The following is a 21953-nucleotide window of genomic DNA, read 5'->3' as shown; positions in this document are numbered from 1 at the left end:
ATACGGGATGCAGCATGCGGACACACTATTGTAACGGCATTCACGAAGGCTTGATTGGCCAAACGGTCACTCTCTGCGGCTGGGCGCAGCGGCGGCGCGATCACGGCGGCGTCATCTTTATTGATCTGCGGGACCGCGAAGGCTTGGTCCAGATCGTCGCCGATCCGGATCAGGTTGACGCCTTCGCGGCCGCCAATGAGTGCCGCAGTGAATTCGTGTTGCAGGTGGAAGGCGTTCTGCGCGCCCGTCCCGCGGGCACCGAGAATCCCCAGATGCACAGTGGCAAAGTGGAGTTGGCCGCAGCGCGCATCAGCATTCTCAACCGATCCGAGCCGGTTCCTTTCCCGCTGGATGAGGAAGACATCGCCGAGAATCTGCGGCTCAAATACCGCTATCTGGACCTGCGCCGCCCGGAAATGCTCAATCGCTTGCGGCTGCGCCATCAGGTGACCCGCTTTGTGCGCGGCTACCTGGATGCCGCTGGCTTTATCGATGTGGAAACCCCCGTCCTCACCCGCTCCACCCCCGAAGGCGCTCGTGACTATCTGGTGCCATCGCGCACCCAGCCGGGATACTTTTTCGCGCTGCCCCAGAGTCCGCAACTCTTCAAGCAGCTTCTGATGGTGGCGGGACTGGACCGCTATTACCAGATCACCAAGTGCTTCCGCGACGAAGACTTGCGGGCCGATCGTCAGCCGGAGTTCACCCAGATCGATATCGAGGCCTCCTTTGTCGATGAAGCGGCCGTTATGGGGATTGCCGAACCCATGATGCGCGGGCTTTTCGCCGAGGTGCTGGAGGTGCGGCTCCCCGACCCCTTCCCGCGCATGACCTACGCAGACTCCATGCACCGTTTCGGTGTGGACCGCCCCGATCTGCGCAATCCGCTGGAGCTGACCGAACTCACCGACCTCATGCGCGCCGTGGACTTCAAAGTGTTCCGGGAAGCCGCCGAACGTCCGCATGGGCGGGTGGCCTGCCTGCGGGTACCCGGTGGCGCCCAGCTCAGCCGCGCGCAGATCGATGCCTACACCCAGTTCACCGCGATCTACGGTGCCAAGGGTCTGGCCTGGATCAAGGTGAATGCCCTGGATCAGGGTAACGAAGGTCTGCAATCCCCCATCGTCAAGTTCCTGCCGGAAAATGTCTTGCGGGAAATCCTCCGGCGCTGCGGCGCGACGGCGGGCGACATCCTCTTTTTCGGTGCCGATACGGCCAAAATCGTCAACGAAGCCCTCGGCAATCTGCGCAACCGTCTGGCCGCCGATCTGGGCTTGCTGGCGGGCGAATGGTGTCCGGTCTGGATCACCGACTTCCCCATGTTCGACTATGACGACAAGGAAGACCGCTGGACTTCCACGCACCACCCTTTTACCGCGCCGCAGACGGAACACCTGGAAACCCTCAGCCAGGATCCCGGCAACGCCCTGGCGCGTGCTTACGATCTGGTGCTCAACGGCAATGAGGTGGGCGGCGGCAGTATCCGCATCCATCAAGAGACGGTGCAGGAAAAGGTTTTTGCCGCCCTCGGCATTGGTGCGAAAGAGGCGCGGGATAAATTCGGCTTCCTCCTCGACGCCCTGCATTATGGCGCGCCGCCCCATGGGGGCCTGGCTTTCGGACTGGACCGGCTGGTCATGCTCCTGTGTGGTGCCGAGACTATCCGTGATGTGATCGCCTTCCCCAAGACGCAAAAGGCCGGCTGCCTGCTCACCGAAGCCCCCGGCACCGTGGCCGACAGGCAGCTTCAGGAATTGGGTATCCGCCTGCGTCCCGGCGTCGGCGCCGACGTACAAAACCCCTGAAATGGACACCGCTTGACGGGCAGCGGACGGCTTCGTAACGTAATCGGATATTTTTGCACGCGCGATAGCGCCTGAGAGGGTCGGTTATGGGTGTGGAAACGGTGATGATTCAGGGACTCCGACGCAGCGATGGGTTGGAGCTCGATGCACGGATTCAGCGGGCCAAGGCCGCGCTGGGCAAGCGTGCGGTCATCCTCGGTCACCATTATCAGCGCGAGGAAGTCTACCGTCATGCCGACTTTCATGGCGACTCCCTGCAACTCTCCCGTGCCGCCGCCGAGCAGGAGGCAGAGTTCATCGTCTTCTGCGGCGTTCACTTCATGGCGGAAGTGGCCGACATTCTCAGCCGCCCGGAACAGGCGAGCATCCTGCCCGACCTCAATGCCGGTTGTTCCATGGCCGACATGGCCGATATGCCGCAGGTGCAGCGTGCCTGGGAAGAGCTGGCGACGGTGATCGATGTGGAGCGGGAAATCACCCCCGTCACCTACGTGAACTCTTCGGCTGCGCTCAAGGCCTTTTGCGGCGTCCACGGCGGCACGGTCTGCACCTCCTCCAATGCCCGCAAAGTGCTCGACTGGTCTTTTCAGCAACGTCCCAAGGCCTTGTTCTTCCCCGATCAGCATCTGGGACGCTGGACCGGGCATCAATTGGGTATTCCGTTGCGCGACATGCCGGTCTGGGACCCCGGCCAACCTCTCGGCGGCCTCACGCCCGAGGAAATCCGCCGTGCCAGAATTCTGCTCTGGAAAGGGCACTGCGCCGTCCACCAGATGTTTCAGCCGGCCCATATCGAACGCTGGCGGCACGAACACCCGCAGGGGCAGGTGATCGCCCATCCGGAAGCGTCTTTTGAAGTCTGTCAGCGGTCCGACGCCGTCGGCTCCACGGACTTCATCCTGCGCACGGTCAAGGCTTCGCCACCCGGCAGCGAATGGCTGGTGGGCACTGAAATCAATCTGGTCACCCGCCTCGCCAACGAAGTGCGCGCGGAGGGCAAGACGGTGGAGTTCATGTCGCCTATGGTCTGCATGTGTTCCACCATGTTCCGCATTGATCCGGAGCAACTGGCGCGCTCGCTGGAAAGTCTCCTTGCGGGCCAGGTCGTCAACCGGATTCAGGTAGACTCCGAGACCGCCGCCCAAGCCCGCGTGGCACTCAAACGCATGCTCGCCGTTTCCTGACGGACAGCATGGGGCTATCGTCTGCGGCGGCCGATCAGGCAACGGAATGGTCCTTTACCCAGCGCGGCCTGCATGCCCTGCTTTACGGCTACACCCGCTTTTATCAAGGAGGCCGCTGGGAGCTCAGCAGCATTCCCGCAACCGGGCCGGCCATCCTCGCCTGCAACCACGTTTCCGTGCTCGATCCTTTATTCCTGGTGGCCAGCAACCGCCGGATGATTTCCTTTCTGGTCGCGCGGGAATATTACGACAAGGCCTGGATGCGCCGCCTGCTGGAGCAGACCTACAGCATCCCCGTACGTCGCGACCGCCGTGACGTGGGTGCCCTCCTCCAGGCGCGCCGGTTATTGGAAGACGGACGGGTGCTGGGCATATTTCCCGAAGGCGGGATCAACCGCCGTCAGACCCAGAAAGGTCTGGCCTGGCTGGTGCGGGAAAGCGCCGCGCCAGTGGTGCCCGCCCATATCAGTGGCGCACGGCAAGGCCGCTCTGACCTCGCCACCTGGCTGCACCGGCAACGGCCCTTGCTGCGTTACGGCGTGCCCCTGCATTTTCACCGTGACGCCGATGCCGCCGAAGTGCTCGGCGCCACCATGAGCGCCATCGCCACCCTCGCATGACGGCATCCCCGCCTTTGCGGTACCATGGGCGATATTTTGGCAGGATAATCCAGTGATAGAACAGGGAGTCGGTCATGTCCGGGCATAGCAAGTGGTCCACCATCAAATTCAAGAAGGCGCTGAAGGACGCCAAGCGCGGCAAGATTTTCACCCGCCTCATCCGCGAAATCACGGTGGCGGCGCGGGCGGGCGGCGGCGATCCGGCCAGCAATTCCCGCTTGCGTCTTGCCCTGGACAAGGCCTACGGGGCCAATATGACCAAAGACACCATCGAGCGGGCGGTCAAGCGCGGCACCGGCGAGCTGGAAGGCGTGGACTACGAAGAAGTCACCTATGAGGGTTATGGCCCCGGTGGGGTCGCTATCCTGATCGAAACGATGACCGACAACAAGGTGCGCACCGTCGCTGAAGTGCGTCACATATTTTCCAAGCGCGGCGGCAATATGGGCACCGCAGGCTCGGTGGCTTATCAGTTTAAAAAGCTTGGTCTGATCGTTTTTCCGGCGGATGCTGATGAAGACCGGATTCTGGAAGCGGCACTGGAAGCAGGCGCTGAAGATGTGGTCAATGAAGGCGAGCGAATCGCCGTTTATACGGCCCCATCGGATCTTCACAGCGTGGTTCTGGCCCTGGAAGCGGCGGGGCTCAAGCCGGAAGAAAGCGAAATGACGATGATCCCGGAGAATACGATCGAGGTCAGCGGCGAGGAGGCGGAGAAACTGCTGCGGCTCATCGACTTCCTCGAAGAAAATGACGACGTGCAGAACGTCTATGCCAACTACGAGATCAGTGACGAGGAAATGGCCCGTCTGGAAGCGGCACCCTGAACCCGCGACGGCGCTTTTGGCGGAGTCTGCGGCCATGCTGAATGTCGGGGCGTCGCCTGCATCCCTGCCCAGGGCGGCGGTGCGGATCATCGGTATTGATCCCGGTTCTTTGCGCACCGGTTACGGCATTATTGAGTCTGACGCGTCTGGCCAGATCCGGCATGTCGCCCATGGTTGTTTGAATGTGTCCGGACAGCCCTTTCTGGAACGCATCGGCGCCATCTACCGCGGACTGAAACAGGTCATCGGCGACACGCAGCCGAATGTGGCGGCCATTGAGCAAGTGTTCATGGCGCGCAATGCCGACTCGGCCCTCAAACTGGGGCAGGCGCGCGGAGCGGCGCTGGTCGCTTTGCTCGAAGCCGGGTTGCCCGTACATGAATACACGGCGCTACAGATCAAAAAAGCCGCCGTCGGAGGTGGTCATGCGGCCAAGGAGCAGGTGCAGAGTATGGTCCGCTGGCTCCTCAAGCTGAACGAAAACCCGCAGGCCGATGCTGCCGATGCCCTGGCTTGTGCCATTTGTCATGCCCATCATGCCAGCACCCGGCAACGCTGGCAGTTGGCTGACAGCCACTGAACCCCGTTACGACCAGAGAGCCGACCCGTCATGATCACCTCGCTTACCGGCACCATCTTGCAGCGGCGCCCGCCCTGGCTCTGGCTCGACGTGCAGGGAGTCGGCTATGAACTGGAGATGCCCCTGTCCGGCTTTTATCAAATGCCCGCCGAGGGTGCAGCGCTAACCGTGCATACCCACCTCACCATTCGCGAGGATGCCCATTTACTCTATGGTTTCATGACGGTAGCGGAGCGCGACACGTTTCGCCTGCTGATCCGGGTCAACGGCATCGGTGGCAAGGTCGCGCTGGCCTGCCTTTCCGGTCTGTCCGCGGAGCGGCTCAGTCAGGCCGTGGCCGAGGGCAACACCGCGCAACTCACCGCCATCCCCGGCATCGGCCCGAAAACCGCCGAACGGCTGGTGGTGGAACTGCGTGACAAGATGGGTGGCATCGCGCCGGGACCTGTGGGCAGCACCGCTGGCGGCGACCCCCGTCAGGAAGCCATTGCGGCACTGCTGACTTTAGGTTATAAGCCTGCGCAGGCGAGCCAGGCCATAGCCGGTCTGGCGGAAGGTCTGGGTTTGGAAGACCTTATCCGTCAGTCGCTGCAAAATTTGTCACGTCATTGATTTTTTGGAACCCACCAGCGCGCCAATGGTCAGACCAGAATGATGGATAGAGGCCCTCTCGACCCCCAGGAAGCCCACAATGATGCGGTGGATCATGCCCTGCGTCCGCGTCGGCTGGCGGAGTACCTCGGGCAAGCCAAGCTGCGCGAATCTCTGGGTCTGTATATTGACGCCGCGAAAGGTCGCAGCGAAGCACTGGATCATGTGCTGCTCTTCGGACCACCCGGCCTCGGCAAAACCACCCTGGCCCATATCATCGCCCAGGAGATGGGTGCGGGCCTCAAGGTCACTTCTGGCCCGGTGCTCGACAAGCCGGGTGATCTGGCCGCCATCCTCACCAACCTCCAGCCCCACGACGTGCTCTTTGTCGACGAGATTCACCGTCTCAGTCCGGTGGTGGAGGAAATCCTCTACCCGGCGCTGGAAGACTACGAACTCGACATTCTCATCGGCGAAGGACCCGCGGCGCGCTCCATCAAAATCAGCCTGCCCCCCTTCACCCTGATTGGCGCCACCACCCGTGCCGGGCTGCTGACCTCGCCGTTAAGAGATCGCTTCGGCATCAGTTTTCATCTGGAATTCTACAGTGACGCCGAATTGACGCAGATCGTCACCCGTTCCGCCCAGATTCTCGGCACGCCGCAAGCCCTGGAGGGTGCGCAGGAGATCGCCCGGCGCGCGCGCGGCACGCCGCGCATCGCCAACCGCCTGCTACGCCGGGTGCGGGACTATGCCCAGGTACGCGGTAACGGTGAAATTGATGTGGCGACGGCGCAGGCCGCCCTGACCCTCATGGAGGTGGACCAGCACGGTTTTGATGGCCAGGATCGCAAGTTGCTCCAGGCCGTCATAGGGCGCTTTGCGGGCGGGCCGGTAGGGGTGGAGAGTCTGGCGGCAGCCATTGGCGAGGAGCGCGGCACCATCGAAGATGTGCTGGAACCCTTTCTGATTCAGCGCGGTTATCTGATTCGCACCCCGCGCGGACGCTGCGCGACGGAACTCAGTTACCTCGCCCTCGGCCTGACGGCCCCCAAGGAACCCGGAGGACTTTTCGATGCCGGCTAACGATCCCGTCAGCACTTTCCACGTTCGCGTTTATTATGAAGATACGGATCATGGCGGGGTGGTGTACCATGCCAACTACTTACGCTTCATGGAGCGCGCCCGCACCGAAATGCTGCGCGAACGGGGTTATGAACTGGATGTACTGGAGCAGGACGCAGGGATCATTTTTGCGGTGCGCCGCGTCCGCCTGGACTTCCGCGCTCCGGCCCGTTTCAATGACCTGCTCCGGGTGGAAACCAAAGTCGTGAGCAAAAGCCCCGTGCGCATGGGTTTTTATCAAGTCGTCTCGGTTGGGGACAGGATACTCTGTAGCGGAGAAGTGGAGGTGGTCTGCCTCGATGCCGCCGGTTTTCGTCCCCACGTTATTCCTGCGGTATTATTGCAGGCCATTCCTCTTTCCGTTCAGCCGTGAGATTTTATGGATCCCAACATCGTCGCCGATACCACCCAATCCCTCTCCATGACCCATCTGGTGACGCATGCCAGCGGCGTCGTACAGGTTATTCTCATCATATTGCTCATCGCGTCCGTTGCCTCCTGGACGATCATCTTCCAGAAGTTTGCCGTCTTTAGCAGCGCGCACAAGGCCCTGGCGCGCTTCGAGAAGCGCTTCTGGAGCGGTGGGGAGATGAGCCAGATCTATCAGCATGTTTCCGGAAGCAGCAACCTGGAGACGGGCGCGGGCAGCATTTTCTGCGCCGGTTATGAAGAATTCCAGCGCCAGCGCAATAAAATCCGTCCCAGTGACGCCCTGGACGCCGCGCGGCGCGCCATGCGGGTTGCCCAGATGCGCGAAGTGGGGCGCCTGGAAAATAATCTGGCCTTCCTCGCCTCCGTATCCTCCGTCAGTCCCTTTATCGGCCTTCTCGGCACCGTCTGGGGCATCATGACGGCTTTCATGGCCATTGGCGTTGCGGGGCAGGCCACTCTGGCGACGGTGGCGCCCCCCGTCGCCGAAGCCCTTATCGCCACCGCGGCAGGCCTATTCGCCGCCATTCCGGCAACCGCGGCGTATAACCGCTATGTCCATCAACTGGACAAGCTGGATGCGCAGTACGAGGTTTTCATGGACGAATTCACCAACATCCTGCATCGGCAGGTGCCTGAGACGCAGCCATGAAACGACGGCGCCTTATGGCGGAGATGAACGTCGTCCCCTACATCGACGTGACCCTCGTGCTGCTGGTGATATTCATGCTTTCCGCGCCGCTGCTGACCCAGGGGGTGAATGTCAACCTGCCCAAGGGCGTGACCAAGCCGGTATCGGATAAAACACCGCCGGTGCTGATTTCGGTGACCAGGCAGGGTGCTATCTCGGTGCAGTACAAGCAGAGTCACAGCGCCGTTGCCCTGGATGACCTCGCGACGATGGTGCGGCACATTGCCGCCGCCAGCCATGATCAGGTGCAAGTGCTGGTGGGCGGTGATGCGCATGTGGATTACGGCAAGGTCATGGCGGTCATGGCGCGTTTGCAGGAGGCGGGTATTTCCCATGTCGGCCTGCTGACCCGCCAGGAGGGCCATTGAAAGAACGCAAATCGTTCTGGCCGCTGGCACTGGCCATCGCGCTCAATAGCGCGATACTGGCGGCCTTGTTCTGGAGTTTTCATATGGAGGTGCCGAGTGCCGGAGACACCCCGATGCAGGCGCAACTGAGCAGCGGCATGCCCCCGGTTGCGGCACCGGCGCCGCAACCGAAGCCCGCGCCGAAGCCCGCGCCGGTACCACCGCCTGCACCAAAACCGGTGCCAGTAAAACCCAAGCCATCCACTCCACCGCCACCCAGCGCCGCGCAGAAGGCCGCAGAAAAAGCGGCGCAAGAAAAGGCCGCGGAGCAGAAGACCGCGCAGATCACCGCCGAAAAACAGGCCGCCGAGAAGCGGGCCGAGGAACTGGCGGCGCGCGCAGCGCATGAGAAAGCTGCGCAACGGGCGGCCGCCAAAGCCGCCGCGCAGAAAGCGGCGGCAGAAAAGGCCGCCGCCGAAAAACAGGCGGCGCAAAAAGCGGCTGCCGCACAACGCGCTGCGGCGCTGAAGCAGCAACTCGCCAAGCAACAGGCCAAGGCCGCAGAGGCGGCGCGGGCCAAGGCACTGCAGCAACGGATGGAAGCCAGGGCCAAGCTGCAGGCCGAGGCCAACATGGCGGCGGCGCTGGCTAAGCAGGCGGCGGAAAATCAGCGATTGTCCGCTATTTTCGGTAGCGAAATTGCAGAACGCGTGAAGAGACATTGGCAGCCCGTTTTTGCGCCCAATCTTCATTGTCAGGTAAGAATTGAGCTTTCACCGCAAGGGCAGCTGGAAGGCGACCCGGCAATTACCCAGTCCAGTGGAAATGCGCAATTTGATTCAGCGGTGATTGCTGCGATTGAAGCGGCAGCACCGTTTCCACCACCCATTGGGTTGTCTTACTCGGAATTTAAAGTTGTGAATATCGTCTTCAGCGCTAAGGAGCTCAGTAATGGCTAAAAAGTTAATATTTATTTGGCTGCTATCGCTTATATCATGGACTGTTGCACTTCCCGCCCAGGCGGCGCTCACGGTGCAAATCACCAAAAGTGTTGCCTCGGCTCTGCCTATCGCCATTCCTTCCTTTGGTCCGGGCATAGCCGGACAGCCAACCGTCGCCGATGTGGTCCGTAATGATCTGCGCCACAGCGGTTTGTTCCGGGTCATTGACCCGGCGGGCTACCCCGGTGACCCGCGCTCGCCCAGCGGCGTGAAGGCGGCCGACTGGACAACGGTGGGCGCCACCGGCCTTGCCGTGGGCTCTGTGGAACCGCTGAACGGCGGGTATGTGGTCAACGTCTATGTCTACAACGTCAGCACGGGGCAGGAACTCGTCGCCAAACGTTTCACCTGCTCCGCCGCTGAATTGCACATGACCGCGCACCACGTCGCGGATGTCATCTACCAGGCCTTTACCGGCAAACCCGGCCCCTTCGCCAGCCGGATCGCCTATGTCCGGCAGACCGGCGAAAACTACGAACTGCTGGTGGCTGAATCCGATGGCTGGAATCCGCACCCCATCGTGCGCGGTATCATGCCGGTGTTTTCACCGGTCTGGTCGCCGGATAATCACCGCCTGGCCTATACGACCTACGCCAATGCCCGGGCCGTGATTTATGTGCAGGATCTGGCTACCGGACGGCGCCAGTCCATCGCCCCCGGCGGCGAGATTGTCAGTGCTCCGGCTTTTTCGCCCAACGGCGAAGAATTGGCGTATGCCCGCTCCTCCGGCGGCCATACGGAACTCTACGTGGCGAATTTGCGCACCGGGCAGCGCCGCAAGCTCACCAACGATGACGCTATCAATACTTCCCCGACCTGGTCAGCGGACGGCAGTCGGATCATATTTGTCTCAGACCGCGCCGGTGGTCCGCAGATCTATGAAATGAATGCGAGCGGCGGCGGCGTGCATCGTCTGAGCTACGACGGCAACTACAATGCCGGTCCGGTCTATTCGCCCGCCGGCAATGCGATCGCCTTCATTCACCGCACCGCTGGCGTCTATGCCCTCGCCGTGATGAAGCCGGATGGCAGCGGTGTGCGCGTGCTGGATGCCCAAGGCAATTGCGATCATCCGAGTTTCGCCGGTAATGGCCAGATGATCCTCTACGGCACCCAGCGCGGCGGGCACAAAGTGCTGGCGGAGGTCAGTCTGGACGGCAAGACCATGGCCATTCTGCACAGCAATGCGGGGGAGGATAGCCAGCCGGCCTGGTCCCCCCATTAACCGCGGCGCTCAGGAACCCTGATAAGGCGTGGGATCGGCAATCCCCGCCTTTTGAAAGCCTTCCCGACGCAGACGGCAACTGTCACAGCGGCCACAGGACCGGCCTTCGGCATCGAGCTGGTAGCAGGAGCGGGTCATGCCGTAATCCACACCCAAACGGCTGCCGAGACGAATGATCTCGCTCTTGTTGAGAAACTGCAGGGGCGCATGGATACGCGGTCCGTGGGCTTCGTCCCCGAGACGGGTGGCCACCTGCGCCAGCGCCTCAAAAGCCTGTACGAATTCGGGGCGACAGTCCGGATAACCGCTGTAATCCTGGCTGTTCACTCCCAGAAAGATATCTCTGGCTCGCAGCACTTCCGCCAACGCCAGCGCCAACGCCAGAAAGACGGTGTTGCGCGCCGGCACATACGTGATGGGTATGCCCGGCGTCAGTCCGGTCTCGGGGACGCTGATTTCCGGATCGGTGAGTGCGGAGCCGCCAAAGGCCGCCAGATCAATATTGACCACCCGATGGCTGGCGGCGCCCATAGCCTGTGCCAGCAGTCTCGCGTAGTGCAATTCTTCCTTGTGGCGTTGCCCATAATCAAAAGAGATGGCGTGGACTGCAAAGCCGTCCCGGCGCATGAGCGCCAGCACGGTGGCGGAATCCAATCCGCCGGAGAGGAGTACGACGGCAGGCGTTGGCATGGTCAATGTCCGGGCAGGTCGCCCCAGATCAGTTTGTGCAACTGAATCTGCAAGCGTACCGGCAGATGGTCAGCGAGTATCCATTCGGCGAGATCGCGCAAGGCAAGCGCACCATGGCTGGGAGAAAAGAGTATTTCACAGCGCTCCGCCAATGCCTCCCGCACGAGTACATCTTTGGCCCAATCGTAATCGGCGCGACTGCAAAGCACGAATTTAATCTGGTCCTGCGGGTTAAGTAAGGGCAGATTTTCCCAGAGATTGCGTTCGCACTCCCCGGAGTCAGGGCTTTTGAGGTCGAGCACCTTCACCACCCGGGCGTCCACCCCGGCCACGGAAAGAGCGCCGCTGGTTTCCAGAAAGACTTCATGGCCCGCATCGCAAAGCTGCGTCATCAGCGGCAGCACATCGGCCTGTGCCAGCGGCTCGCCACCCGTCACCACCACCAAGCGATTGCCACCAGCGCGAACGACCTCCAAAATTTCGGCAATTTGCTGCCATTCGCCGCCATGAAACGCGTAGGCCGTATCGCAATAATGGCAACGCAAGGGGCAGCCCGTGAGGCGCACAAAAGTCGCGGGACGCCCGACACTGCGGGTTTCCCCTTGCAGGCTGTGGAAAATTTCCGTGATGCGGAGCCGCCCCTCCATCACTTTTTGGCGGGTAATGCCTGCAACTGCGCCTCAGCCTTCTGTGCCGATGGCGTGCTCGGGTATCGCTTGATGATCTTGTCGAGGACGACGCGGGCTTTGCCGGACTGGCCGATGGCCTGATAGATTTCCGCCATGCGCAACATGGCTTCCGGCGCCTTGCTGCTTTGGGAGAAGCGGGTCTGCACGGTATCAAGACTTTTCAGCGCTGCGTCATTCTGGCCCAGCACATATTGCGCCTGCCCCAACCAGTAATACGCATCGGGAACCAGACTGCTTTGCGGATGCCTCTGGATGAAACCCTGCAGAGCGGTTACGGCGGAGCCGTACCGGCCTTGGCGCAGCAGATCGAAAGCCTGCTGGTAATCAGACTGCCCCAAGCCTTGGATCGTGGGCGCCGAGGTGTTACTTGCGGCGCTGGCAATGACCGCAGCGGAATTGATAAGCGCCGCGTTACTGGCGGTGATAGCCGTGCTGCTGGTACTGGTTGTAGCAGAAGTCAGATTCGCCAGTTGTGCGGTCAATGCCTGCTGCTGAGTCTGCAGGGCGTGGGTTTTGGTGTCCAGTTCGCCGCGCAGATCGCGGACCTCCTGTTCCAGACGCTGGGTCCGGGCGAGGAGATCAGCCAGCGCGCTCTGACTGCCTTTGCTGGCCTGCTGAACCGCCACCAGGCTGCTCAGTTCGCCCTGCATGACCGCCATCTGCTGTTGCAACTGCAGCACTTTCTCGCCGGTTGACTCGGCCTGTGCAAAGGGGCTCAGGCATAATAAGGAAAGGACGGGAAAAAGATGCCAGCGCGTCATCAGCAAACTCTCCTCGGCGTTCAGCCCTTATAGCCACCGCTGTAAACGAAGTCCACGCGCCGATTTTTTGCCCAGCAGACAGAATCGTTCGTGGTACACAAGGGATTGTCCTTGCCAAAGCTAACGGTGCTGACCCGTGCCGCGCTGACGCCCTGGGATTCCAGGAACTGTTTCACGGTCTCGGCGCGCTGTTCACCGAGGGCCAGATTGTACTCCTGGGTACCGCGATCATCGGTATTCCCCTCCAGACGGACCTGAATATGGGGATGAGCGACCATGAATTGCGCATTCTGGGCGGCAATCCGCTGGGCCTGCGCATCCATAGAGCCGCTATTGAATTCAAAATGCACCCGCAAATGCTGCGGCAAGGCGGCCAATTCAGCGGCGGTCAGGCCACTGTTGCCCCCGCCGATGGGACCGTTGGCATTGAGGTTCTGGCCATTGATGCCTTCACCGGCATAACCGGCCGTGGCTGCGGAGTGGGCGGGAGCCACCGCTCCGGCGTTAGTCGGAGCCCCGCTCCCCACATTGTGCGCACATCCCGCCAGCGTCAGTGCCCCGGCCACAGCGACAACCACCTTCAGAAGATTCGAACGCATACTATTAACCTCCGCAAAAATTTACGGAATTGTAGCCTGTAGCCGGAGATAATAGCAATGCGGCCCTCCACAGCCTCGACGGGCGATCCCTTTCGCGCTAGATTGTCGAAGGATACTAAGCATCTCCCACAAAACAAGCATGGCCCTATGAACCAGACTCCGGAACCAGTCGTCCTGGCACATGCCCACACCACCGGCCTCCCATTGCCCAAAGCATCGGAAAACCCCAAACACGGACCCAGCATCGGGCGATCAACACTCATCAACCTTCTTGGCTTGCTGGTGCCTACCGTCGTCGGTCTCGCTACGGTCCCCCTCTACCTGCACCAGATTGGAGAAATCCGCTACGGCGTCCTCCTGCTCGCCTTCACCTTCCTCGGCTATTTCGGCGCGTTCGATCTCGGCCTGGGTCGCGCCGTCGCACAACGGGTAGCGCGTCAGGACAGCGTCCAAGACCGCAATCACACCTTCTGGACAGCCTTTCTCCTCTCCACCGGCATGGAGATCATCGGCGCGATCCTTCTATATTATCTTGGGCAATGGCTCTTCGCCGCCATCTTCCGCATCCCCGCCGAACTCCGCCCGGAAATGGAAAACGCCGTCCCCTGGCTAGCCGCCATCGTCCCGCTCACCGCCGTCATCTCAGTGCTCGCGGGCGCATTAGAAGCCCGGCAATCCTTCGTCGCTCTCAATCTCAGTCAGATGACCGGCGTCATCGGTCTGCAAATCCTGCCCCTGGCCGCCGCCATGCTTGGCCACAGCTCCATGCCCGTTCTGCTGGCCGCCGCCCTCGCCGGACGCCTGCTCGGCGTCGCCGTGATGATTGCGACCACGGCCCGCGCACTCCCCTTTTATGGGCTACCCCACATACACCGGCCAGAAATCGGGCCGCTGTTGCGCTTTGGAGGATGGGTCAGCGTATCCGGGCTGGTAACACCTTTACTGACCATCGTGGACCGATTTTTCATTGGCACGATGCTGGGTGCTGCCGCCGTGACCGCCTATACGGTGCCTTACAACCTCACCCAGCGTTTCACTTATCTGCCTGCAGCCCTCAGCACCGCACTCTTTCCGCGCTTCGCCCGTGGTGGAAACAGCGAGAACGCGCAACAGATCCTGAATGAAGGTATTCGCGGGTTGGTGGCCATCCAGACCCCTTTTATCGTTTTGGGTATCCTGCTGATTTACCCCTTCTTCAATCTTTGGATTGGCCCCGATCTCACCAGGCGCGCCGCACCGGTGGCCATTGTGCTACTCGTCGGGATATGGATTAATGGCCCTGCCTATCTGCCCCATAACTGGATGCCAGCCCAGGGCCGCCCAGACCTGATGGCCAGATTCTATCTTGCGGAGTTGCTCCCTTTCCTTGCATTGCTGTGGTGGCTGGTGGATCTATGGGGTATCATGGGCGCGGCGTTGGCATGGGTCATACGCAGCACCGCAGATGCTGCTTTCTGTTTCGTGGCTACAGGTACTACGCGCACCTATGGCATTGCTTCAGGGATCACCCTGTTACCCGTTGCGATAGCCACCATAATGGCCCTTACCCAAAACCCACTTTTTGTGTACATTCCTGGCGGGTTCATCACGTTACTTGTCGCCATTGCACTCTCCTTCTTCCTGCTGCCAAAACCGATAAAGCATCGTATCCATGCCTGGCGGCACCGTTCTGCAAAACCTGTGTGGGAGCCCTAAGTGACCTCTTGGAAAAAACAACTAAAATCGGCACTTCGTAAAACACCTTTATTCAAGCCACTGAAGTATATGGCAGCAATATTTGGTCGCAGCACCTATCCATTGCCCTTCAGTCATATCGAACCCGCAGCACCTTTTCTGGATCGTGCCATAGCACGCATTGGCAATCTACCCATCACTGAAAGGAATAGCAATAACTTCTATAGCTACTTTAGTGAAATATGGGACCAAGGCTACGAAACCGAGCTCAACAAGCAATACAGTTCCTATCTTCCGTTTCTCAGGAGGCTACCAGAAGGGCAGTTTCTCGATATAGGCTGTGGTGCAGGGGAGTTTATCCACTATCTGCACCAAAACCATATTTGCGCCGAAGGTGTTGACCAGGATATCCAGGAAGTCGAGCGCGCCACACGAAGAGGGCTATCAGTCTTTTGTGCCAGTGCCGAAAGCCACTTAAAGGAAAGCAAAAAAAATTACTCTGGAATTTCACTGCTGGAGGTTATTGAGCATATCTCTCCAGACGGAATATCCCCTTTGCTGTCGATAATATTTGAAAAACTCATGCCGGGCGGCGCCGTGCTCATTGAAACCATAAACATCAAACACCCATTGGCGTTTCATGCATTTTATACCGATCCAACTCACCAGCGCCCTGTACCATCTGATTTATTGGTATTCATGCTTCAGTGGCATGGGTTCGTGGATGCGCGTGTTATTTATACCAACCCGATAGCCTTCAGCCTCTCCGAAGCCAATGATCCTGAACGAGCCTATTTAAACTATGCGGTATTTGCAAAAAAACGGACAATTAGACTAATTTAAGAAGAAATATCCTGCACCCATAAACATCATAAAAATCTCCAAGTCTCAACTAATGAGAAAAACAATCACCTACCAAGTGGATACTTATCTTTTAACTAAACGTACTGGAAGAAATGAACTACAATAACTTCATGAAGAAACATATAGAAGCATATATATCACTCGGCCTGAGCTCTGTGCTACACAGTCAACGCATAATAATGCTCGCCAGAGCTGTTCTGCGCCCCTTCCCAAATACAGAAGAAATGATTCGAATTATAAACTATAAACTAAAAAAAATATTCATAAATACAGCAATACCTCTCACACAGCACGAATTAGAGCAGCAGAAAAATATGGTCTCTATATCAAACAGAATACCATACATTTTGTTTGATGTTTCTGGGATTTCCATCCGAGATTTGAACTCCGGGATTCAGCGGGTTGTTCGCTCTATTTTGTTGGAAATAATAAAAAATCCTGTTAATGGCTACCATATCTTGCCTGTTCGCATTGCTGCTGACGGGCAAATGCTGCAGGCAAATCAGTTTGTCTCACACTTTATTGGAGAAGAGATAAATATTACTGATAATAATGTCGAAATAAATCCAGGAGATATATTTTTCTGCGCCGACCTTCACCTGCCTTTAACTTTCTACACATTGCAGCCGCTACGAAAGAAAGGGCTCCGCGTAATTTTTACTATATATGACATATTTGCAATCAAGCTAGACGTTTTTCCAAAAGCATTTGCAATGGCTTTTGGCGATTGGTTTAATGGTGTTCTCACCACCGCCGACGCCATAATCTGCGACTCCCGATCCGTGGCTGATGAAGTGCATGACTGGCTGCAGCAACACCCCGAGGCCCGCCAGTCTCCTCTCCCCATCGGCTATTTCCACCTGGGCGCCGATCTGGCATCCAGCAAACCCACCGAAGGTACCCGCCAGGACGAGGCGTCCATGCTCGCGGTACTGCGCGAGCGACCCACCCTCCTCATGGTCGGCACCGTAGAACCGCGCAAAGGCCACACCCCGGCACTCGATGCGCTGGAAGCGCTCTGGAAAGAGGGCACGGACATCAACCTCGTCATCGTCGGCAAGGAAGGCTGGCGCAGCCACGCTCTGGTCCGCCGTCTGCGCCGCCATCCCCAGCGCAACAAGCAACTGTTCTGGCTGGAAAAGGCCAGCGATGCCCTGCTCATGCAGCTTTACGCCCAATCGACGGCCTTACTGGCCGCCTCCTTCGCCGAAGGCTTCGGTCTGCCTCTCATCGAAGCGGCCCATTACGGCCTGCCCGTCATCGCCCGCGATATCCCGGTTTTTCATGAGGTGGCGGGCGATTTCGCCTTTTACTTCCCCAACACCGATAGCGCCGCCTTGGCCGACAGCCTCCGTCACTGGCTCCAGCTCCACGCCGAGGGCCAAGCCCCTCGCTCCGCCGACATGCCCTATCTCACCTGGGCACAAAGCACCCAGCAGCTCCTCAAGGTGATTCTGGAAAACCACTGGTACACCACCTATCAGCCAGCGGATGCACGGGAGACCACCAACGATGAATAACGTGTGCAAAAATTTTAAATGCGGCATTCTGGCGCCGGTCCGCTGCATTTGACGCGGCGACTTGGGATACGCAGATTGAGGTCGATGCGACAACAGGTTAGACTGGCCGCGTTCATCCGCAACAAAACCCTGGGCACCCATCATTGCAGTTCAAATCCGTATCATCTGGCCGCTTCCGCCTTCGTGTCTACCCTGCCAGCGCCCGCTGAATAGGGCGGGGGGCTGGTCGATTATCTGGATTATAATGCTTAGCGACTTATACGAAGCCAGTGTAACCCCACCGGGAGCCAATCATGTTCTCCCGGAATAGTGCCGCCAGCCGATTCTTTGGACTGAAGGCATTCGCGGCTTTTCTGCTGGCACTGCTGTTCTTCGGCTGTGGTGTTGGCAACACCAGTCTTTGGAACATTGACGAACCCATCTATGCCCAGTCGCTGAAGGACCAGATTGCCCAGCACAATCTGGTGGTCCCGACCTTCAATGCGCGGCTGATGCCTGACAAGCCAGCACTCAATTACTGGCTCATGTGGACCGGCGTCAAGGTGCTGGGCTTGAACTCCTGGGGTTTACGGATGGGCTCCGTTGTCGTCGGGGCCTTGCTGATCCTCTATCTGATTATGGCCCTGCGGCGTCTGTACGGTGAAAACATCGCGTTGATCGGCGGTCTGCTGACGGCCACGGCGCTGCACAGCACGGTGATTTTTCGCGGCGCCACGCCGGACCCCCTCCTCATTCTGACGGTCACCGTTGCCCTGCTGAGTTATCTGCGCGGATACCTGTTCCCGGATATCCGCAGCCGCGAACTGCTCATCGCCTATGCCGCCATGGCCTTCGCCACCCTGGATAAAGGCCCCATCGGATTCCTGCTGCCGGGCCTGATCATCGTACTGTTTTTGTTGCTGCGCCGGGAGCTGTCCTTTCTCTGGCGGGAAGGTCGGCTGGACTGGGGGATACCGCTTTTTCTGGTCATCATGCTGCCCTGGTATCTTGCCGTGGGCATCGAAACCCACTGGGCCTGGGATCGCGCCTTCATCTTCAAGCAGAATATCGGCCGCTTTGATGACAGCATGCAGGGGCACCGCGGCCCCTGGGTGTATTATCCGATCAGTACTTTTCTCGGGATGCTGCCCTGGTCGGTCTTTTTACCGCAGGTTTTTCGGGATATCTGGCTTTCCCGCCAGCACTTTTTACGCAGCCAGCCGAAGACGCTTTTTCTGCTGGTCTGGGCGACGGCGTGGATCGGCTTTTTTACCCTGTCTGCAACCAAGCTCCCCAATTATGTCTGGGAAGCCTACCCGCCGCTCTTCATTCTGCTGGCCGCTTATTTTGAGAAAGTCCGCGTTGCCGCCACGTCCCCCGCGCGCTGGGGAATGACGATCTCTCTCGGAGTGCTGTTCCTCATCGGGTTGGCACTGAGTGTCTTCGCCGCCTGGGTGGTGCCTTTGCGCGAACCGCAGCTACCGAGCATGGTGGAGATCGGGATACCTTATATGCTGGCGGCGGCGGTCGCCCTCGTGCTGCTTCGGCGGCAACGCTGGCCGCAGGCTGGAGCCACCCTGGCTGTCGGTGGTGTGACACTGACGGCACTGCTGGTTTTCGTCATCACCCCACCCATTAACGCCGTGAAACCCGCACGGGCGATGGGGCAACGCATTGCCGCCCTACAGGGCCCGCAGCCCTACCGGCTCGCCTCCTGGCAGTGGTTTCAGCCGAGCTTTCTGTTTTATGCCGGGCGTGGCGACATGCCCATCCGTCATCTGCGGGCATTGGCGGAGTTACCTGCGATCCTCGGCCCGGAGCCGCTCTATCTGGTTTGTCCGGCCAGTGATGTGCATGCCGTTCGCGCCGCGATGCCCGCCGCCTATCAGCAGCAAACCATCATGATACGATACGAAATCTACAATCACACGGATATCGCGCTCCTCCGCATCAGCGCACGGCAGGAAACATCTTGACCTCCATAACGCGCCAAACTACCATGAATTAAAGCATATGGTGATGGAGTCCACCCGATAACCGCCTTTATCAGGCTGATGACTGCTACTGATCCTGATCGCAAGGTCGGGCGGTGGAAGGTCATGGAAAGCATATAAGGGGAAGGCATGCTTGGCGATATCGTCCTACAGGGTGGACAAGTCTTGACGGTGCTTTTTCAGCGCGAACCGGGTCCTTCCATTTCCCCACCCCCCTATTGGGATATTACCGAAATCCGCTTCCTGGGTGCTTTTCTCGGCGCCGGTGGCGGCTTTTACCGCCATGCTCATCGTGCCGACGCTGACTCCGACCCTCGGCGGATTTTTGATGCCGATCATCATTCTGGGCAGTGTTTTTTTATTTAATATAGGAGTAAAAATGTTCGCCACATTCGGCTTCATTGCGCTGTTTGCCGTACTCGGCGCCTGGGCGCGTTATGGACAGACCTTGCTGGTGCAGACGGTGTTCGGCCGAGGCTTTCCTTGGGCAACCCTGAGCATCAATGTGCTGGGCTGTTTTATCATGGGTTTCCTGTTTTTTGAGACTTTGGAACGTATTTCTGTGAGCCCTGAGTTACGCACCGGAATACTCACCGGCGGACTGGGTGCTTACACCACCTTTTCGACATTCTCCCTCGAAACGCTGGTGCTTTTTGAGAATGGCGAGGCCATCAAGGGCCTGCTCTATATGTTTACATCGCTGTTTCTGTGCGTCGGTGCCGCTTTTGTCGGGGCCTGGGTTTCCCGCAGCATCTGAGAGGTGAAGCATGACTACGGTATCTGTAGTGCGTATTTATATTAAAGAAGGCGATAAACATGACGGACATAATCTCATGGAGGAAATCTTCCGCATGCTCCACGATCAGTACAAGGTGCATGGTGTCACCGCCTTTCGCGGTGTCGCGGGCTTTGGCAGCAAAGGAGTCATGCATGCCGACGATATACTGCGCCTGAATGTGCATCTGCCGCTGGTGCTGGAGTTTTTTGATGAGCCGGAGACGGTGGATGCCGTACTGACGCATCTGCGGGAATTGGTGCCGCCGGGCCATATTCTGCGCTGGGAAGCTGATTGCGGTTAAGGGTGTTCTATACTCAACCCAAGGTGGATATTTGCGCATATGACCGAGTGTTTCTGCCATTCATCGTAAAAGAACGGGAGTCTCAACGTGAAGGATCTACGCACTAACTTCTTGGACCACATCAAAAAAGGCCTCAAGGGAAAGCCGTTGCCGCTGCGCGTCCTCTTCTGGGATGGCCATGAATATACCTTCGACGAGCAACCCCTCGTCACTATGCACCTGCGTTCCGCCAAGGTCCTCTCGCGCCTGCTCATGGGCAGCGCGCTGGATGTGATCGGCGAGGGGTATGTGGAAGGCACCATCGGCCTTGATGGCCGCTATCAGGATATTCTTGCGGTGGCAGAGGGGCTGGGCGATGTCTTCCCCGCCAAAAAGCCCAGAGGTGGTATTTTTCGCAAACATCACGCCGCCCACAGCAAATCCCAGGATGCCGAGGCGATTCACTACCACTACGATGTCTCCAATGATTTTTACAAGCTCTGGCTGGACCACAACATGGTCTACTCCTGCGGCTATTTCAAAACCGGCGCCGAAGATATCGACACCGCGCAGGAGCAGAAGCTGGATCATATCTGCCGCAAACTCCATTTGCAGCCCGGCGAAAAGCTCCTCGATATCGGCTGCGGCTGGGGTGGCCTGCTGACCTGGGCCGCGACGCGGTACGGAATCCGGGGCGTGGGCGTCACCCTCAGCGAGCAGCAGTTTGCCTACGCCAAGGAACACATAGAACGCAAGGGCTTGGCCGACCGCGTAGAAATTCGCCTGCAGGATTACCGCGACATTCCCGAACGGGATTATTTCGACAAGGTCTCTTCGATAGGGATGTTTGAGCACGTCGGTCGCGCCAAGCTAGGCGAGTATTTCCAGGTGATCAACCGGGTGCTCAGGGAGGGCGGCTGGGTGATGAATCATGGCATCACCGCCGGTCAGCAGGATGACGAAGACGGACATCATTCCGGTAGCGATTTCATGGATAAATACGTCTTCCCCGACGGCGAGATCCCTCATTTGTGGCGCCTGGTATGGGAAATGGCGGGGCAGGATCTGGAGATTCTGGATGTAGAGAACCTGCGCCCCCACTACGCCCAGACCCTCATCCATTGGGTGCAACGCCTGGAAGCCCGCAAAGCAGAAGCCATCGCCATGATCGGGGACAAGCGCTATCGCATCTGGGCCATCTACATGGCGGGCTGCGCCTATGCCTTCTGGCGCAACTGGTCGGCTCTGCATCAGGTACTGGCGATCAAACAGACCAGGGAGGTATTAACTCCGCGCCCCTGGGAACGGCGCTATCAGTACCAGGAGGACAACTTCCGTCGGGCCGTTCCGGATTGGGGGGATTTGTAGGGGAATCCTTGCAAGAGCTGAACGACCTCTACATACTACGTTCAGGTAACAGAAGGAAATAGCCATGAAACAACCTAATTTTTCCCGTTCGTTCGCCCTTGGCTCTGCTTTTGCCGTGACCCTCGGCACGCTCCCTTTGCTTGCCACTTCGGCAGACGCCGCGACCATGCTCATGGCGACTGCACAGCCCGTCGCCATGAGCACCGCCACCAAAAGCGAAGGCAACTGCTCCCAGAAGATGGGCAAGGGCTCCCAGGAAGGAAACTGTTCCAAAGGCGGCATGAAAACCAAAGAAGGCGAACACGTCAAGAGTCACATGAAACAGCAATAAT

25 protein-coding genes and 1 riboswitch are annotated in these 21953 nt (G+C 58.9%); of the genes, 21 read left to right on the top strand and 4 right to left on the bottom strand.

Annotated features, from left to right (window positions below):
- Positions 1-14 precede the first annotated feature (14 nt).
- The 12 genes from aspS to tolB all read left to right on the top strand — a co-directional run bounded on the left by aspS (position 15) and on the right by tolB (position 10425).
- Positions 15-1805 (top strand): aspartate--tRNA ligase, encoded by a 1791-nt coding sequence (aspS, locus tag PJU76_RS00935; RefSeq protein ID WP_271780091.1) that lies wholly within the window; start codon positions 15-17, stop codon positions 1803-1805.
- Between the two features lie 86 nt (positions 1806-1891).
- Positions 1892-2989, top strand: coding sequence for a quinolinate synthase NadA (gene nadA, locus PJU76_RS00930; RefSeq protein WP_271780090.1), 1098 nt, complete (start codon positions 1892-1894; stop codon positions 2987-2989).
- A gap of 8 nt (positions 2990-2997) precedes the next feature.
- Entirely contained in the window at positions 2998-3609 is a 612-nt protein-coding gene (locus PJU76_RS00925) for a lysophospholipid acyltransferase family protein (RefSeq protein ID WP_215850247.1), read from the top strand.
- Positions 3610-3683: 74 nt separating this feature from the next.
- On the top strand, positions 3684-4436 hold the full coding sequence (locus tag PJU76_RS00920; RefSeq protein ID WP_064218728.1) for a YebC/PmpR family DNA-binding transcriptional regulator: 753 nt from the start codon (positions 3684-3686) through the stop codon (positions 4434-4436).
- A gap of 79 nt (positions 4437-4515) precedes the next feature.
- On the top strand, positions 4516-5016 hold the full coding sequence (ruvC, locus tag PJU76_RS00915; protein WP_334212489.1) for a crossover junction endodeoxyribonuclease RuvC: 501 nt from the start codon (positions 4516-4518) through the stop codon (positions 5014-5016).
- 30 nt (positions 5017-5046) lie between these two features.
- Entirely contained in the window at positions 5047-5628 is a 582-nt protein-coding gene (gene ruvA, locus PJU76_RS00910) for a Holliday junction branch migration protein RuvA (RefSeq protein WP_064218729.1), read from the top strand.
- Between the two features lie 39 nt (positions 5629-5667).
- Positions 5668-6693, top strand: a complete 1026-nt coding sequence (ruvB, locus tag PJU76_RS00905; RefSeq protein ID WP_196762877.1) for a Holliday junction branch migration DNA helicase RuvB — start codon at positions 5668-5670, stop codon at positions 6691-6693.
- Positions 6683-7105, top strand: a complete 423-nt coding sequence (gene ybgC / locus PJU76_RS00900) for a tol-pal system-associated acyl-CoA thioesterase (RefSeq protein ID WP_271780088.1) — start codon at positions 6683-6685, stop codon at positions 7103-7105. The genes ruvB and ybgC overlap by 11 nt, the downstream gene beginning before the upstream one ends.
- A gap of 6 nt (positions 7106-7111) precedes the next feature.
- Positions 7112-7813 carry a protein TolQ gene (gene tolQ / locus PJU76_RS00895; RefSeq protein ID WP_064218731.1) on the top strand — a complete coding sequence of 234 codons (702 nt, stop codon included), beginning with the start codon at positions 7112-7114 and terminating at the stop codon, positions 7811-7813.
- The gene (gene tolR, locus PJU76_RS00890; protein ID WP_064218732.1) at positions 7810-8220 is read left to right on the top strand and encodes a protein TolR; all 411 of its coding nucleotides are present in this window, start codon (positions 7810-7812) and stop codon (positions 8218-8220) included. Before tolQ ends, tolR begins: the two co-directional genes overlap by 4 nt.
- Positions 8217-9158 carry a cell envelope integrity protein TolA gene (gene tolA, locus PJU76_RS00885; protein WP_271780087.1) on the top strand — a complete coding sequence of 314 codons (942 nt, stop codon included), beginning with the start codon at positions 8217-8219 and terminating at the stop codon, positions 9156-9158. Before tolR ends, tolA begins: the two co-directional genes overlap by 4 nt.
- Complete coding sequence (gene tolB, locus PJU76_RS00880) at positions 9151-10425, top strand: Tol-Pal system beta propeller repeat protein TolB (RefSeq protein WP_271780086.1); 1275 nt, start codon at positions 9151-9153, stop codon at positions 10423-10425. Before tolA ends, tolB begins: the two co-directional genes overlap by 8 nt.
- Before the next feature lie 9 nt (positions 10426-10434).
- Here the strand turns inward: tolB and queC are convergent, their stop codons facing one another.
- Genes queC through pal form a run of 4 tightly spaced genes read right to left on the bottom strand, consistent with a single transcriptional unit; the run spans position 10435 to position 13164 of the window.
- A complete protein-coding gene (queC, locus tag PJU76_RS00875) occupies positions 10435-11115 on the bottom strand; it encodes a 7-cyano-7-deazaguanine synthase QueC (RefSeq protein WP_271780085.1) in 681 nt (226 codons plus the stop codon).
- A gap of 2 nt (positions 11116-11117) precedes the next feature.
- Positions 11118-11762, bottom strand: a complete 645-nt coding sequence (gene queE / locus PJU76_RS00870; RefSeq protein ID WP_271780084.1) for a 7-carboxy-7-deazaguanine synthase QueE — start codon at positions 11760-11762, stop codon at positions 11118-11120.
- The gene (gene ybgF, locus PJU76_RS00865; protein WP_271780083.1) at positions 11762-12565 is read right to left on the bottom strand and encodes a tol-pal system protein YbgF; all 804 of its coding nucleotides are present in this window, start codon (positions 12563-12565) and stop codon (positions 11762-11764) included. Before ybgF ends, queE begins: the two co-directional genes overlap by 1 nt.
- Before the next feature lie 20 nt (positions 12566-12585).
- On the bottom strand, positions 12586-13164 hold the full coding sequence (gene pal, locus PJU76_RS00860; RefSeq protein ID WP_215879489.1) for a peptidoglycan-associated lipoprotein Pal: 579 nt from the start codon (positions 13162-13164) through the stop codon (positions 12586-12588).
- 147 nt (positions 13165-13311) lie between these two features.
- Between pal and PJU76_RS00855 the strand changes: the two genes are divergently transcribed.
- The 9 genes from PJU76_RS00855 to PJU76_RS00815 all read left to right on the top strand — a co-directional run bounded on the left by PJU76_RS00855 (position 13312) and on the right by PJU76_RS00815 (position 21952).
- Complete coding sequence (locus tag PJU76_RS00855; protein ID WP_271780082.1) at positions 13312-14859, top strand: flippase; 1548 nt, start codon at positions 13312-13314, stop codon at positions 14857-14859.
- The gene (locus PJU76_RS00850) at positions 14860-15681 is read left to right on the top strand and encodes a class I SAM-dependent methyltransferase (RefSeq protein ID WP_271780081.1); all 822 of its coding nucleotides are present in this window, start codon (positions 14860-14862) and stop codon (positions 15679-15681) included. It begins immediately after the preceding gene.
- Between the two features lie 734 nt (positions 15682-16415).
- Positions 16416-17222, top strand: coding sequence for a glycosyltransferase family 4 protein (locus PJU76_RS00845; protein WP_271780080.1), 807 nt, complete (start codon positions 16416-16418; stop codon positions 17220-17222).
- A gap of 293 nt (positions 17223-17515) precedes the next feature.
- Positions 17516-19177 carry an ArnT family glycosyltransferase gene (locus PJU76_RS00840; RefSeq protein WP_271780079.1) on the top strand — a complete coding sequence of 554 codons (1662 nt, stop codon included), beginning with the start codon at positions 17516-17518 and terminating at the stop codon, positions 19175-19177.
- 30 nt (positions 19178-19207) lie between these two features.
- Positions 19208-19272: riboswitch (Fluoride riboswitch) on the top strand.
- Positions 19273-19324: 52 nt separating this feature from the next.
- Entirely contained in the window at positions 19325-19561 is a 237-nt protein-coding gene (locus PJU76_RS00835; protein ID WP_271780078.1) for a hypothetical protein, read from the top strand.
- A 13-nt stretch (positions 19562-19574) separates the two neighbouring features.
- Positions 19575-19952: a fluoride efflux transporter CrcB gene (crcB, locus tag PJU76_RS00830; RefSeq protein WP_035194680.1), complete on the top strand. Its 378-nt coding sequence runs from the start codon at positions 19575-19577 to the stop codon at positions 19950-19952.
- A 10-nt stretch (positions 19953-19962) separates the two neighbouring features.
- Positions 19963-20274, top strand: coding sequence for a DUF190 domain-containing protein (locus tag PJU76_RS00825; RefSeq protein ID WP_271780077.1), 312 nt, complete (start codon positions 19963-19965; stop codon positions 20272-20274).
- Positions 20275-20361: 87 nt separating this feature from the next.
- A complete protein-coding gene (locus PJU76_RS00820; protein WP_271780076.1) occupies positions 20362-21621 on the top strand; it encodes an SAM-dependent methyltransferase in 1260 nt (419 codons plus the stop codon).
- Positions 21622-21685: 64 nt separating this feature from the next.
- A complete protein-coding gene (locus PJU76_RS00815; protein WP_215860560.1) occupies positions 21686-21952 on the top strand; it encodes a hypothetical protein in 267 nt (88 codons plus the stop codon).
- The last annotated feature ends 1 nt before the right edge of the window (position 21953 follow it).

This window comes from Acidithiobacillus ferriphilus, from assembly GCF_028215975.1.
In the GTDB taxonomy this organism is placed as follows: domain Bacteria; phylum Pseudomonadota; class Gammaproteobacteria; order Acidithiobacillales; family Acidithiobacillaceae; genus Acidithiobacillus; species Acidithiobacillus ferriphilus.
This window is presented reverse-complemented; position numbering and strand designations above follow the sequence as displayed.